Origin of the sequence: Halomonas sp. 707D4 (assembly GCF_024158685.1) — a bacterium.
Classification (GTDB): Bacteria; Pseudomonadota; Gammaproteobacteria; order Pseudomonadales; family Halomonadaceae; genus Vreelandella.
In genome coordinates, this window is sequence record NZ_JAMZBD010000028.1 from 1 (window position 1) to 13382 (window position 13382).

Here is a 13382-nt window from a genome sequence, read left to right on the forward strand (position 1 = left end):
GGCCACCGCCGTTCATCAGCGGCACGATCGAGAGCATCTTGGCGCTGGTACCCAGCTCCATGATCGGGAACAGGTCGGTCAGGTAGTCGCGCAGCACGTTGCCGGTGACCGAGATGGTGTCCTCGCCGCGGCGGATGCGCTCGAGCGACACCTGCATCGCGTCAACAGGCGCCAGGATGCGAATGTCGAGCCCCTCGGTGTCGTGCTCCTCGAGGTAGGTTTCGACCTTCTCGATCAGCTTGGCGTCGTGGGCGCGGTTGGCGTCGAGCCAGAAGATCGCCGGGGTGGCGCTTTCGCGGGCGCGGTTGACGGCGAGCTTGACCCAGTCCTTGATCGGCGCGTCCTTGGTCTGGCACATGCGCCAGATGTCGCCGGCGGCCACGTCGTGGCTGAACAGCGTCTTGCCACTTTCATCCGTCACCACCACGGTGCCGTCCGCGGGAATGTGGAAAGTCTTGTCGTGAGAGCCGTACTCCTCGGCTTTTTGGGCCATCAGGCCGACGTTGGGCACCGAGCCCATGGTGGTCGGGTCGAAGGCGCCGTGCTTCTTGCAGTCCTCGATCACGCTCTGGTAGATAGTGGCGTAGCAGCGATCCGGGATCACCGCCTTGGCATCCTGCAGCTCGTCGTTTGCGTTCCACATCTTACCGGAGTCGCGGATCATCGCCGGCATGGAGGCGTCGATGATCACGTCCGACGGCACGTGCAGGTTGGTGATGCCCTTGTGGGAGTTGACCATCGCCATCGACGGGCGCTCCTTGTACAGCGCGTCGATGTCGGCCTTGATGGCATCACGCTGCTCGGCGGAGAGCGTCTCGATCGAGCTGTAGAGATCGCCCAGGCCCGAGGCCGGGTTGAAGCCCGCTTCTTTCAAGGCGTCGGCATGCTTGTCGAGCACGTCCTTGTAGAACTCCTCGACCACGATACCGAACATGATCGGGTCGGAGACCTTCATCATGGTGGCCTTCAGGTGCAGCGAGAAGAGCACGCCGCGCTGCTTGGCGTCCTCGATCTCGCGGCCGATGAAGGCGCGCAGCTTGGCGCTGCTCATGGCGGCGGCATCGACGACTTCGCCCTCTTGGACCGCCAGGCCTTCTTTCAAGACGGTGGTGTTGCCGTCCTTCTGCTGAAGCTCGATCTTGAGCTTGCCGGCGGACTCGATGATCGCGGACTGCTCGCTGCCGTAGAAGTCGCCCTCGGACATGTGGGCCACGTGGGAGTCGGAGTCCTTGCTCCACTCGCCCATGCGGTGCGGGTACTTGCGGGCGTAGTTCTTGACCGACTTCGGCGCGCGGCGGTCCGAGTTGCCTTCGCGCAGCACCGGGTTCACCGCGCTGCCCTTGGCCTTGTCGTAGGCCGCCTTGATCGCCTTCTCGTCGTCGTTTTTCGGCTCGTCCGGATAGTCCGGCAGGTCATAGCCCTGTCCCTGCAGCTCCTTGATGGTGGCCTTGAGCTGCGGGCCGGAGGCGCTGATGTTGGGCAGCTTGATGATGTTGGCTTCCGGGGTGGTGGCAAGCTGGCCAAGTTCGGCGAGATCGTCGCTCACCCGCTGCTCGCTGCTCAAGCGGTCCGGGAACTGCGCCAGCACGCGCGCGGCAAGCGAGATGTCGCGGGTCTCGACCTCGACGCCGGCGGAGTCGGTGAACGCATCGATGATGGGGAGCAGCGAGTAGGTCGCAAGCGCAGGCGCTTCGTCGGTGAGCGTGTAAATGATCTTCGGCGTTTTGGACATTTTGCGTTAACCTCGTTTTCTGTCGCTATGACTAAAATTTTCCGGCGGCCATCGATGGGCCTGGCATGAAGCGCGGTGTCGCGCGATAGGGTCGACGTTCGCTACCACGCCGGTGGTGGCCGTCGCTATCGGCGCGACCGACGCCGACGCTTGTTATCGGTCCGTGTCAGACCCAGCACTTTACTCCTTTATGCGATTGTCGACAAATTCACCCGGCCACACGAGAGCCCGATGAGCACGCTCTATCTTCTGCACAAGCCCTACCGGATGCTGTCCCAGTTCACCGACCCGGAGGGCCGTGCCACCCTCGCCGACGTCATCGACGTGCCCGGCGTCTACGCCGCCGGCCGGCTCGACTACGACTCGGAAGGCCTGCTGCTCTTAAGCGACGACGGCGCGCTCATCCACCGCATCGCCCATCCGCGCCACAAGCAGCCCAAGACCTACTGGGCCCAGGTCGAAGGCGAGATCGACGACGACGCCCTGGCGGCCCTGCGCGCCGGCGTCACGCTCAAGGATGGCCCTACCCTGCCCGCCAAGGCGCGGCGCATCCAGGCGCCCGACATCGCCGAACGCACTCCGCCCATCGAGCCCAAGCGCCATCCGGTGACCAGCTGGCTGGAGCTGACCATCACCGAGGGCCGCAACCGTCAGGTTCGCCGCATGACGGCCCACGTCGGCTTTCCCACCCTGCGCCTGGTACGCGCTGCCATCGGTAGCTGGCGCCTGGACGACCTGGCCCCGGGACAGTGGCGCCGCCAGACCCTGCACGCCCCGAAAGCCCCGGCCAAGCGAGCGGGCGCCAAGCCGCGTCGGCGCTTCCCGTCATGAGCGCTCTCCACGTCACCGTCGCCTGCGTGATCGAGCGAGACGGCCGCTACCTGATGGTCGAGGAGGATCGCGGCGGCGCGCGAACCCTCTTCAACCAGCCGGCCGGGCATGTTGAACCCGGCGAGGGGCCCCTTGCCGCGGCGCTGCGCGAAACGCGCGAGGAGACCGCCTGGCGGGTACGACTGACCCGCTACCTGGGGCTCTACGTGTTCGATACTCCAGGCAAGACCTTTCACAGCCACGGCTTTCTGGCCGCCCCCGACACCTTTCTGGCCACGCCCCTGGACCCGGACATCCACGCCACCCACTGGCTGAGCCTTGAAGAGATTCGCGCGCTGCACGCAGAGGGTCGCTTGCGAAGCCCCCTGGTGGTCACCCGCATCGAGGATGCCCTGGCCGGACGCCACTACCCGCTGGCGGTGGTGCGGGAGTGAACACTCGAAGCGCCGGGGCCGCATCGTGTATAATCGCCGCCAATCGATAATCACTCGTTGATAGTCACGTGTTAGATAGTCACTCATTTTAAGAGGATGGCGATGACATCCACTCACAGCACACCGGCCGCCGGGACGCCGGCCGCCGGCAAGGTGATCGTCGGCATGTCCGGCGGCGTCGACTCCTCCGTCTCGGCCCTGCTGCTCCTGCAGCAGGGTTTCGAGGTCGAGGGGCTGTTCATGAAGAACTGGGACGAGGACGACGGCACCGAGTACTGCACCGCCAAGGAGGACCTGGCCGACGCCCAGGCCGTGTGCGAGAAGCTCGGCATCAAGCTGCATACCGCCAACTTCGCCGCCGAGTACTGGGACAACGTCTTCGAGCACTTCCTCGAGGAGTACAAGGCCGGGCGCACCCCGAACCCGGACATCCTGTGCAACCGGGAAATCAAGTTCAAGGTGTTCCTCGACTACGCCCGGATGCTCGGCGCCGAGCTGATCGCCACCGGCCACTACGTGCGCCGCGGCGAGCGCGATGGCCGCCCGCGACTGCTGAAAGGCCTGGATGCCAACAAGGACCAGAGCTACTTCCTGCATGCGGTGCCGGAAGCGGCGATCGCCAAGACGCTTTTCCCCGTGGGCGAGCTCGAAAAGCCTGCGGTGCGCGCACTCGCCGAGGAGCACGACCTGGTCACGGCGAAGAAGAAGGACTCCACCGGCATCTGCTTCATCGGCGAGCGCCGCTTCAAGGATTTCCTGCAGCAGTACCTGCCCGCCCAGCCGGGCAAGATCGAGACCCTCGACGGCGACGTCATCGGCGAGCACGGCGGCCTGATGTACTACACCCTGGGCCAGCGCCAGGGCTTAGGGATCGGCGGCCTGGCCAACTACTCCGAGGAGCCCTGGTACGTGGCCGGCAAGGACCTCGAGCGCAACGTGCTGATCGTCGTCCAGGGCAAGAGTGACGCGCACCTCTACACCGACACGCTCGCGACCGAGGCGATGGACTGGGTGGCGGGCGAGGCGCCGGTCGCCGAGGGCCGCTTCACGGCCAAGACCCGCTATCGCCAGAGCGACTGCCCGTGCTACGTGACCACGCTCGCCGATGGCGGCGTGGAGGTTCGCTTCGACGATCCGCAGTGGGCGGTCACGCCGGGCCAGTCGCTGGTGCTCTACGACGGTGACGTATGCCTGGGCGGCGGGGTGATCCGCGCCGCCTGGAACGCCGCCGAGGTGGCGGCATGACGACCACGCCGATCCATCGCGCCCCGGATGCCCCGAGCGTGCGCCAGGCACTGGCGCTGGCCGGGGTCTTCCAGGCGGCGAGCCTGGTCGACGAGCTGGCGCGCACCGGCCAGGTCGACCCGCGCGCCTGGGAGACGTTGATTAACGCCACGATCGACACGAACCCGGCGAGCTTCGAGGCGATCTACGGCGGCCACCCCAACAACCTGCGCCGCGGCCTCGATACTCTGGAAGCGCTTTCCGGGCGCAAGCAGGCCAACCCGGTGGTGCTGCGCTACGGCTTCTCGCTTCTGATGCTGATGAACAAGCTGCGCAGCGACACCGCCATGATGGACACACTCGGCGAGAAACTCGCCCACGTGCAGCGTCAGGCGGAGCGCTTCGGGCCCGTGCACGAAAACGTCATCGCGAGCCTCGGCGAGACCTACCAGGAGACCCTCTCCACCTTCAAGACCCGCATCGTGGTCCAGGGCGACCCGTCGCTCTTGCAGACCCGCATGATGCCCGAACGGGTGCGGGCGTGCCTGATGAGCGGCATCCGCTTCGCTTTGCTGTGGCACCAGCAGGGCGGACGGCGCTGGAAACTGGTGTTCCAGCGCAAGGCGCTTCGCCGCGCCCTCGACGACCTGAGCTAGCCCCGCAACCGACCCATCGACCCTTCTCGATCATTTTTGGAATCCTTGCCATGCAACTCTCCGCTCTGACCGCCCTCTCCCCCGTCGACGGCCGCTACGCCGCCAAGGCCGCCGTGCTGCGCGAGCACTTCAGCGAATTCGGCCTCATCCGCGCCCGCGTCATCGTCGAGGTACGCTGGCTGCAGCGCCTGGCGGCCCACGACGGCATCGCGGAAGTCAGCCCGCTCTCCGGTGAGGCCAACGCCTTCCTGGAAGCGCTGATCAGCGAGTTCTCGGTCGACGACGCCGAGCGCATCAAGGAGATCGAGCGCACCACCAACCACGACGTCAAGGCGGTGGAGTACTTCCTCAAGGAGAAGATCGAAGGCAACGTGGAGCTTCACGCGGTCACCGAGTTCATCCACTTCGCCTGCACCAGCGAGGACATCAACAACCTCTCCTACGGCGTGATGCTGGTCGACGGCCTCGACGCCATGCTGCCGACGCTTCACCAGGTGGCAGACGAGATCGCCAAGCTCGCCGTGGCCCACGCCGGCCAGCCGATGCTCTCGCGCACCCACGGCCAGACCGCAAGCCCGACCACGCTCGGCAAGGAGATGGCCAACGTGGCGTACCGCCTGAAGCGCCAGCTCAAGCAGATCGAGAGCGTCGAGGTGCTGGGCAAGATCAACGGCGCGGTGGGCAACTACAACGCGCACCTGGCGACCTACCCGGAGATCGACTGGGAAGCCAACGCGCGTACCTTCGTCGAGGGGCTGGGCCTGCGCTTCAACCCCTACACCACCCAGATCGAGCCCCACGACTACATCGCCGAGCTGTTCGATGCGCTCGCGCGCTTCAACACCATCCTGATCGACTTCGACCGCGACGTCTGGGGCTACATTTCGCTGGGCTACTTCAAGCAGCGCACCGTCGAGGGCGAAATCGGCTCCTCCACCATGCCGCACAAGGTCAACCCGATCGACTTCGAGAACTCCGAAGGCAACCTGGGGCTTGCCAACGCGGTGCTGAGCCACCTGGCTCAGAAACTGCCGATCTCGCGCTGGCAGCGCGACCTGACCGACTCCACGGTGCTGCGCAACCTCGGCGTGGGCCTGGCCTACGCGCTGATCGGCTACCACGCGAGCCTGAAGGGCATCGGCAAGCTCGAGGCCAACCCGGCGCGGCTCGAAGAGGACCTCGACAACAGCTGGGAAGTGCTCGCCGAGCCGATCCAGACCGTGATGCGCCGCTACGGGATCGAGAAGCCCTACGAAAAACTCAAGGAGCTGACCCGCGGCAAGCGCATCGACCAGGCGGGTTTCGCCGCCTTCATCGACACGCTGGAGCTGCCCGACGCCGTCAAGCAGGAGCTCAAGGCGCTGTCGCCGGCAAGCTACATCGGCAACGCCCGCGCCCAGGCCGAAGCGCTGCCCGAGCGCCTGGATGCGCTGTAAGGCGCACCGCTCGACCACCCGTTCACCGAGGATATCGCCATGAGCCACCGCAACGAGCCGCTGACCCTGCTGGGCGATCTGACGCCCGAGGAGTTTTTGAAAAGCTACTGGCAGCAGAAGCCGCTGCTGATCCGTGGCGCGATCCCGGACTTCGTCAGCCCCCTGGACCCGGACGAGCTGGCGGGGCTTGCCTGCGAGCCCGGCGTCGAGGCGCGGCTGGTCGAGGAGAATGGCCCCGATGGCCCGTGGCAGGTCTCCCACGGGCCCTTCGACGACGCCACCTTCGAGCGGCTGCCGCAAGGTCACTGGAGCCTGCTGGTACAGGCGGTGGATCACTACGTTCCCGACGTCGCCGCGCTGATGAAGTCGTTCAGCTTTCTGCCCAACTGGCGGCTCGACGACATCATGGTGAGCTACGCCCCGCCCGGTGGAAGCGTGGGGCCCCACGTCGACCAGTACGACGTCTTTCTGCTCCAGGGGCGCGGGCATCGCCGCTGGCAGCTCGGCGGCAAGCAGGCGGACGACGCGCCGATCCTCCAAGGCATCGATCTCAAGATCCTCGCGACCTTCGAGATCGAGCCGGACTCCGACTGGACCCTGGCTCCCGGCGACATGCTCTACCTGCCGCCGGGCTGGGCGCACCACGGCGTCAGCCAGACCGACGACTGCATGACCTACTCGATCGGCTTTCGCGCGCCCTCCGCAGATGAAGCGATCACCTCCTTCGCCGACTACCTGGGCGAGCAGCTGCCGGGCTCAACGCGCTACAGCGACGCCGGCATGGCGCCGGCCGAGGCGACCGGCGAGCTCGACGACGACGCCCTCGAGCGGATGCGCCACTTCATCCTCTCGACACTGGACCAGCCCCGTGAGCTCGCCCAGTGGTTCGGCCGGGTGATGACCCAACCAAAGTATATGGACCAGGTCATCCCGCTCGAGGAGCCGATGAGCGAAGAGGACCTTGTCGCGCAACTACACGCCGGCGAGCCGCTGTTCCACACCCCGGGCTCGCGGGTGGCCTGGCGCACCGAGCAGGGTGCGACCACGCTGTTCGTGGACGGTGACGGCCTGCCCTGCGACCCGGCCCTCGCCCGGCGCATCGCCGACAGCGCGCCAATGTACGCGGACGTGCTCGAACTCGACGGGGCGGCGGCGATGCTGACGCACCTGGTCAACGCCGGAAGCCTCGGCTTTCTGGAAGACGAGGACGAATAGCGCTCGCGCGCCTTCAGCAGGCGCCGCCTTCGGGCGGCGCCTTTTTTGTGCCTGCCCCCCGCTGGCGAAAAACGACTACCCAGTCGCGCCGTTGGACGAACGCCGTGTCGTCGAGCTACAACCGCACCTGACCCGAAGTGTCAATTGCTGCACTGCACCACCTTGTCGATAGTGAAAGCACGCCCGCCGCGTGGGCGAATACCGACGCCCCAGGCGTTCGACGAATGCGATCACGACCGGAGAATCGACATGACAGGACTGCTCGACGACATCAAGGCGCTGACCCAGCTGCGCGAGGCCCAGGGCGGCAAGTGGGACGCCATCAAGCCGGAGTACGCCGCGCGCATGCGCGCCCAGAACCGTTTTCACACGGGGCTCGACATCGCCCGCTACACCGCCTCCATCATGCGCGCCGACATGGCGGCGTTCGACCAGGACCGCAGCCGCTACACCCAGTCGCTGGGTTGCTGGCACGGCTTCATCGGCCAGCAGAAGATGATCGCCGTCAAGAAACACTTCGGCTCCACGAAGCGACGCTACCTGTACCTGTCCGGCTGGTTGGTCGCCGCGCTGCGCTCGGAGCTCGGCCCGCTGCCGGACCAGTCGATGCACGAGAAGACCGCCGTCGCCCACCTGATCGAGGAGCTCTACACCTTCCTCAAGCAGGCCGATGCCTGGGAACTCAACCACCTGTTTCGCCAGCTCGACGATGCCCAGGCGGCGGGAGATCGCGACCAGGTGGCGGCGCTGACCCGGGAGATCGACGGCTTCGAGACCCACGTGGTGCCGATCATCGCCGACATCGACGCGGGCTTCGGCAACGCCGAGGCGACCTATCTGCTGGCCAAGCAGTTCATCCTCGCCGGCGCCTGCTGCATCCAGCTCGAGAACCAGGTCTCCGACGAGAAGCAGTGCGGCCACCAGGATGGCAAGGTGACCGTGCCCCACGAGGACTTCCTCGCCAAGATCAACGCCGTGCGCTATGCCTTTCTCGAGCTCGGCGTCGACGACGGCGTGATCGTGGCGCGCACCGACTCCCTCGGTGCCGGCCTGACCCAGAAGATCGCCGTCACCCATCGGCCGGGGGATCTGGGCGACCAGTACAACGGCTTTCTGGATGGCGAGGAGATCCAGAGCGCCGACGAGATCGCCAACGGCGACGTGGTGATCAAGCAAGACGGCAAGCTGGTGCGACCCAAGCGCCTCGCCTCGGGGCTCTACCAGTTCAAGCCCGGCAGCGGCGAGGATCGCGTGGTGCTGGACTGCATCACCAGCCTGCAAAACGGCGCCGATCTTCTGTGGATCGAGACCGAGAAGCCCCACGTCGCCCAGATCGCCGCCATGGTCGAGCGTATCCGCGAGGTGGTGCCGGACGCCAAGCTGGTCTACAACAACTCGCCCTCGTTCAACTGGACGCTCAACTTCCGCCAGCAGGTGTTCGACGCCTGGCAGAAGGAGGGCAAGGACGTTTCCGGCTACGACCGCGCGCGGCTGATGGACGCCGAGTTCGATGCCACCGAGCTCGGCTGGCTCGCCGACGAGTGGACGCGCGATTTCCAGCGCCACGCCTCCCGTGATGCCTACGTGTTCCACCACCTGATCACCCTGCCCACCTACCACACGGCGGCGCTGTCGACGGACAACCTGGCCAAGGGCTATTTCGGCGACGAGGGCATGCTCGCCTACGTCGCCGGGGTCCAGCGCCAGGAGATCCGCCAGGGCATCGCCACGGTCAAGCACCAGGACATGGCCGGCTCCAACATCGGTGACGATCACAAGGAGTTCTTCCACGGCGAGGCCGCGCTCAAGGCCGGCGGCAAGGACAACACAATGAACCAGTTCTGAGGTGATGCCCCCTTCGATGCGCGCCGGGCGAGCCCGGCGCGCCACGCCTCTTGCCCGACCCCGCCGCGTTAACTACAGTTTGTAGCAAGGTGTCGGCGTCCTGCACGCCCGCTGCCCCCTTGATTGCACATTGGGTGCACATTTGTTTCCCATTACCCGATGATCCGTCTATAAAAATGATCTTTTCGAACCGACGCTGGTCAAAGTCATGAAGCGTGGTTTATATTAATGAACACTGTTTGATAACTACTCGACCCATACGGCATTCGCAGCTGCCTGCGCCGATCGAACTGGAGGTTTTCATGAAACGACTTTTGCCCGTTGCCGCCCTGAGCCTGTTGACCCTGGCCGGCTGTGCCAACACCTCGACCTACTCGGGCGACGTGTACCGCGGTAATCAGGCCCAGACCGGCCAGAGCGTGAGCTACGGCACCATCGTGGCGGTGCGCCCGGTGCAGATCCAGGCCGACAGCCGTGCGGGAGGCCTGCTGGGTACCGGTGGCGGCGCCGTGATCGGTGGCCTGCTGGGTAGCCAGGTGGGTGGCGGCACCGGACGTCAGCTCGCCACCGTCGCCGGTGCGCTCGGCGGCTCCGTGGCCGGAAGCTCGATCGAGGATCGTGCCAACCGCGTCAGCGCTCTGGAAATGGAAGTGCGCCGCGACGATGGCACCGACGTGGTCGTCGTCCAGCGGGCCGATCGCCAGTACCAGGCCGGCCAGCGGGTCCGTCTGATCGGCAGCGGCGGCAACCTGAGCGTCGCCCCCTACTGAGCCCCGTACTGCACCAACGAAAACGCCCGGCCAATTGGCCGGGCGTTGCGTTTCGGGCGTCGTGCTAGGCGAGAATGGCTCAGTGGGAGAGACCGCTCGCCCAGTCGGCGAGCTTCATCACCACCAGCGCGATCAGGCCGATCAGGAGGGCGACCAGCAGGATCTCGACCGGGTTGACCAGGGCAGTGGCGCCGAGCACGGCAAGCGCGCCCACCCACAGGTAGCGGTTTTCGCCGTGGCTCTTCATCACGCCGGGCAGGCACTTGTCGAGCCCCCGACTGACGCCGGTGTGCCAGCGCTGGTTGGCGAAATAGGCGATCAGCACGAACGCGATGAGCCAGATAAACAAGATCGTCATGAGAACTCCGAATGAGCGTTGTCTCGAAAACGAGAGTGGAAAAGGGATCGGGCTAGGGTATCGCTCACCCTGCCCTTGCGCAATACCACGCGCGGCGCCAAGCGGGGAAAAACCGGCGCCGCCCCCTGACAAGCCAGGCCACACGCGTTACCATTGAGGTACATGCACTCACCGAAAGGTTCTTCAATGCAAATTGCGCAAAACTCGGTTGTCGCGTTCCACTACACCCTGACCAACGACGCAGGTGAAGTGCTGGATAGCTCCGAAGGCCGCGAGCCGCTCACCTACCTGCACGGCGCGGGCAACATCATCCCGGGTCTCGAGAAGGAGCTCGAAGGTCGCAGCGAAGGCGACAAGCTCAACGTCAAGGTCGCCCCCGAAGAGGGCTACGGCGAAGTCCAGGAGCAGCTGATGCAGGAAGTGCCGCGCGATGCCTTCCAGGGCGTCGAGAGCATCGAGCCGGGCATGCAGTTCCAGGCGCAGACCCAGGGCGGCCCGCTGATGGTCACCGTCAAGCAGGTCGAAGGCGACACCGTGGTGGTCGACGGCAACCACCCGCTGGCCGGCCAGCACCTGAACTTCGACGTGGAAATCGCCACCGTGCGTGAAGCGAGCCAGGAAGAAGTCGAGCACGGTCACGTGCACGGCGAAGGCGGCGTCCATCACTGAGCGACGCACGCAACAGCAAAAAGGCGGCCTGCGGGCCGCCTTTTTCGTGCCTGGCGTTCAGCCGTGACGCCGCTCGAAGCGCCGAAGCCTCAGGGCGAGGAGCAGGGTGACGCCGAGCAGCAGCCACGACCCCAGCGCCACGCCCGGCCACTGCGCGACGCGCCAGAACGGCTCGAGCCAGAAGCCGCCGATGCTCGCCCCCAGGTAGTAGAACACGAGATAAAGCGCCGAGGCGCTGCCGCGCGCGCCTTGGGCGTAGCGCCCTACCCAGCTCGAAGCGAGCGAGTGGCACAGAAAGAAACCGAAGGCGTTGATGGTCAACCCCAGGATCACCAGGACGAGCGCGCTTGACAGCGTCACCGCGGTACCCAGCGTCAGGATCACGATGCCGGCGCACATGCAGCTTGCCGGCGAGAAGCGCCGCGCCAGTCGCCCGGAAACGGTGGAGCCGAAGGTGCCGCCCAGGTAGGTCAGAAAGATCAGCCCCAAGGCGCTGGCGGCGAGCGCGTAGGGCTCGGCGGCCAGGCGAAAGGTGATGTAGCTGTACTGGTTGATGAAGACCAGAAAGTTGATACCGCCAATGCAGTAGGCCCCGAGCAGCGCCGGCGTGCGCAGGTGCGCCACGAGATCGCGCACCGCCTGGCGCAGCTCGAAGCGCTTGGCGACGAAAGAGCGCCCCTCGGGCAGCAGCCGCCAGAAAAGCAGGCAGCCGACGAGCGTCATCGCACCGACGGCCACGAAGGCCGCCTCGGGCCCGCCGATCGAGGACGCCCAGCCGCCCACCACGCGTCCGCTGATGCCGCCCAGCGAATTGGCGCCGATATACAGCCCCACCGCGCCGAGCAGCGCGGGCTTGTCGAACTCGTCGCCCATCCAGGCGATGGCCACCGCCGGAAGCCCGCCGAGTGCGAAGCCCTGAATCAGGCGCAGGATCAACAGCGTCTCGAAGTTCGGCGCGAAGGCCAGGCACAGCGAAAGCGCGCCGGCCACGACCAGCGTGACGCGCATGATCGCCCCGCGCCCGATGGCATCGGAAAGGGGGCCGAACACCAGAAGCGCGAAGGCCAGTGACAGCGTGGCGAACGACATCAGAAGGCTTGCGCCGAGCGTGGAGACGCCGTAGGCCTGCTTGAGTTCCGGCAGCAGCGGTTGCGGTACGTAGAGGTTGATGAAGACGAGAAACGAGCCCAGGCAGAGCGCGGCGGTGGCGCGCCACCAGGCGCGGGTTTTGGCCTCGATCATGGCGCATCCGTTGGTGGGCGGCGTCCGACAGTCACGTTCGGCGCCGCGCGATGAAGGTAGTGTCTAGCGACTAGAAATCACCCAGCTGCGCCAGGTGAGTGGCATCCAGCGCTCGGCGCGCCTGCCAGTAGTGGCGCTGCCAGTAGCCGCTGTTCATCGTCGAGATGATCACGCCCCGCGAGGAGGAAGCGTGCAGGAAGTAGCCGTCGCCCATGTAGATCCCTACGTGGTTGTAGGGGCCGGGGGGCTGGAAGAAGACCAGATCGCCCGCCTGGAGCTCTTGGCGGTCGATCAAGCGTCCCTCGTGAACCTGATCGGCGGTGGAGCGGGGAAGCTCCATGTTGAACGTATCGCGGTAGATGTTTCTGACGAATCCCGAACAGTCGACCCCGCGATGGGTAGTGCCGCCTATTCGGTAGGGCGTCCCCGACCACTGCTGATGCTGGGCCAGGAGCGCCTGCCTGATCACCGTTGGTGGAGGGGTCTGGAAGCTGCGAAGCTGGGTCAGGGTATTGTCGATGGGCGACATCTGTGGATTGAAGCCCTTCTCGAGTCCCGGCAGTGACATGGCGAAGTAGTCCTCGGTGGGCTCGACGCCCTGGCGCGAAGATCCCGCACACCCCGCCAATAGAGAAACAACCACGCAAACGCCCACGACACGGAGAGCCGTCACAGCAGGGTGTGGCAACGAAACCATGTAAACAACCCCTTATGAAATGATCCAAAGCCAAGCGCTTTTTTTTCTAGTCACGGACTATAAGCCAAGTCCATCGCCTTTGGCGAGCATCAATGCAGGATGCGTTGATCGCCCGGCAGCGTATCGATGTGCAGAGGCGCGAAATGGCGCGGTTTGGTGCCGGGAAAGTCGAGACTCGCCCAGGGGCCGGCCAGTATCGGCGCCCCGCACACCCAGGCCACCAGGGCCTGGCGGAAACTCGCCAGAAACTCCTCGCGCTCCGGGGTGTCGCCC

14 protein-coding genes are annotated in these 13382 nt (G+C 65.8%); 9 read left to right on the forward strand and 5 right to left on the reverse strand.

All coding sequences use genetic code 11. From position 1 onward, the window contains the following. A partial coding sequence (locus BIS11_RS02370) for an NADP-dependent isocitrate dehydrogenase (RefSeq protein WP_253585703.1) occupies positions 1–1732 on the reverse strand: 1732 nt, incomplete at its 3' end. A 231-nt stretch (positions 1733–1963) separates the two neighbouring features. Between BIS11_RS02370 and BIS11_RS02375 the strand changes: the two genes are divergently transcribed. The 8 genes from BIS11_RS02375 to BIS11_RS02410 all read left to right on the forward strand — a co-directional run bounded on the left by BIS11_RS02375 (position 1964) and on the right by BIS11_RS02410 (position 10143). Next, a complete protein-coding gene (locus BIS11_RS02375; protein ID WP_253420274.1) occupies positions 1964–2563 on the forward strand; it encodes a pseudouridine synthase in 600 nt (199 codons plus the stop codon). After that, a complete protein-coding gene (locus BIS11_RS02380; RefSeq protein WP_253420276.1) occupies positions 2560–2997 on the forward strand; it encodes an NUDIX hydrolase in 438 nt (145 codons plus the stop codon). Before BIS11_RS02375 ends, BIS11_RS02380 begins: the two co-directional genes overlap by 4 nt. Before the next feature lie 102 nt (positions 2998–3099). After that, positions 3100–4242: a tRNA 2-thiouridine(34) synthase MnmA gene (gene mnmA, locus BIS11_RS02385; protein ID WP_253420278.1), complete on the forward strand. Its 1143-nt coding sequence runs from the start codon at positions 3100–3102 to the stop codon at positions 4240–4242. After that, positions 4239–4877: a high frequency lysogenization protein HflD gene (gene hflD / locus BIS11_RS02390; RefSeq protein WP_253420280.1), complete on the forward strand. Its 639-nt coding sequence runs from the start codon at positions 4239–4241 to the stop codon at positions 4875–4877. Before mnmA ends, hflD begins: the two co-directional genes overlap by 4 nt. A 50-nt stretch (positions 4878–4927) precedes the next feature. Then, positions 4928–6313 (forward strand): adenylosuccinate lyase, encoded by a 1386-nt coding sequence (purB, locus tag BIS11_RS02395; protein ID WP_253420283.1) that lies wholly within the window; start codon positions 4928–4930, stop codon positions 6311–6313. Positions 6314–6352: 39 nt separating this feature from the next. Then, positions 6353–7528 carry a cupin domain-containing protein gene (locus tag BIS11_RS02400; protein WP_253420286.1) on the forward strand — a complete coding sequence of 392 codons (1176 nt, stop codon included), beginning with the start codon at positions 6353–6355 and terminating at the stop codon, positions 7526–7528. Between the two features lie 249 nt (positions 7529–7777). Further along, entirely contained in the window at positions 7778–9373 is a 1596-nt protein-coding gene (locus BIS11_RS02405; protein WP_253420289.1) for an isocitrate lyase, read from the forward strand. A 302-nt stretch (positions 9374–9675) separates the two neighbouring features. Further along, positions 9676–10143 (forward strand): glycine zipper 2TM domain-containing protein, encoded by a 468-nt coding sequence (locus tag BIS11_RS02410; protein WP_253420293.1) that lies wholly within the window; start codon positions 9676–9678, stop codon positions 10141–10143. A gap of 79 nt (positions 10144–10222) precedes the next feature. Here the strand turns inward: BIS11_RS02410 and BIS11_RS02415 are convergent, their stop codons facing one another. Continuing rightward, positions 10223–10501: a hypothetical protein gene (locus BIS11_RS02415; RefSeq protein WP_253420296.1), complete on the reverse strand. Its 279-nt coding sequence runs from the start codon at positions 10499–10501 to the stop codon at positions 10223–10225. Between the two features lie 186 nt (positions 10502–10687). Here BIS11_RS02415 and BIS11_RS02420 point away from each other — a divergent pair, with 186 nt between their 5' ends. After that, the gene (locus tag BIS11_RS02420) at positions 10688–11170 is read left to right on the forward strand and encodes a peptidylprolyl isomerase (RefSeq protein ID WP_253420298.1); all 483 of its coding nucleotides are present in this window, start codon (positions 10688–10690) and stop codon (positions 11168–11170) included. 57 nt (positions 11171–11227) lie between these two features. Here the strand turns inward: BIS11_RS02420 and BIS11_RS02425 are convergent, their stop codons facing one another. From BIS11_RS02425 to BIS11_RS02435, 3 genes are all read right to left on the reverse strand, one after another. After that, positions 11228–12412 carry an MFS transporter gene (locus BIS11_RS02425; protein ID WP_253420305.1) on the reverse strand — a complete coding sequence of 395 codons (1185 nt, stop codon included), beginning with the start codon at positions 12410–12412 and terminating at the stop codon, positions 11228–11230. Positions 12413–12482: 70 nt separating this feature from the next. Next, entirely contained in the window at positions 12483–13109 is a 627-nt protein-coding gene (locus BIS11_RS02430) for a C40 family peptidase (RefSeq protein WP_253426298.1), read from the reverse strand. A gap of 89 nt (positions 13110–13198) precedes the next feature. Then, positions 13199–13382, reverse strand: a 184-nt coding sequence (locus BIS11_RS02435; RefSeq protein ID WP_253585704.1) for a hypothetical protein, incomplete at its 5' end; no start/stop codon positions are given.

Coding starts and splice junctions, on each gene's coding strand:
- BIS11_RS02400 (WP_253420286.1), top strand. CDS start 6,353: ATGAGCCACCGCAACGAGCCGCTGACCCTGCTGGGCGATCTGACGCCC.
- mnmA (WP_253420278.1), top strand. CDS start 3,100: ATGACATCCACTCACAGCACACCGGCCGCCGGGACGCCGGCCGCCGGC.
- BIS11_RS02410 (WP_253420293.1), top strand. CDS start 9,676: ATGAAACGACTTTTGCCCGTTGCCGCCCTGAGCCTGTTGACCCTGGCC.
- BIS11_RS02405 (WP_253420289.1), top strand. CDS start 7,778: ATGACAGGACTGCTCGACGACATCAAGGCGCTGACCCAGCTGCGCGAG.
- purB (WP_253420283.1), top strand. CDS start 4,928: ATGCAACTCTCCGCTCTGACCGCCCTCTCCCCCGTCGACGGCCGCTAC.
- BIS11_RS02420 (WP_253420298.1), top strand. CDS start 10,688: ATGCAAATTGCGCAAAACTCGGTTGTCGCGTTCCACTACACCCTGACC.
- BIS11_RS02430 (WP_253426298.1), bottom strand. CDS start 13,109: ATGGTTTCGTTGCCACACCCTGCTGTGACGGCTCTCCGTGTCGTGGGC.
- BIS11_RS02425 (WP_253420305.1), bottom strand. CDS start 12,412: ATGATCGAGGCCAAAACCCGCGCCTGGTGGCGCGCCACCGCCGCGCTC.
- hflD (WP_253420280.1), top strand. CDS start 4,239: ATGACGACCACGCCGATCCATCGCGCCCCGGATGCCCCGAGCGTGCGC.
- BIS11_RS02415 (WP_253420296.1), bottom strand. CDS start 10,501: ATGACGATCTTGTTTATCTGGCTCATCGCGTTCGTGCTGATCGCCTAT.
- BIS11_RS02380 (WP_253420276.1), top strand. CDS start 2,560: ATGAGCGCTCTCCACGTCACCGTCGCCTGCGTGATCGAGCGAGACGGC.
- BIS11_RS02375 (WP_253420274.1), top strand. CDS start 1,964: ATGAGCACGCTCTATCTTCTGCACAAGCCCTACCGGATGCTGTCCCAG.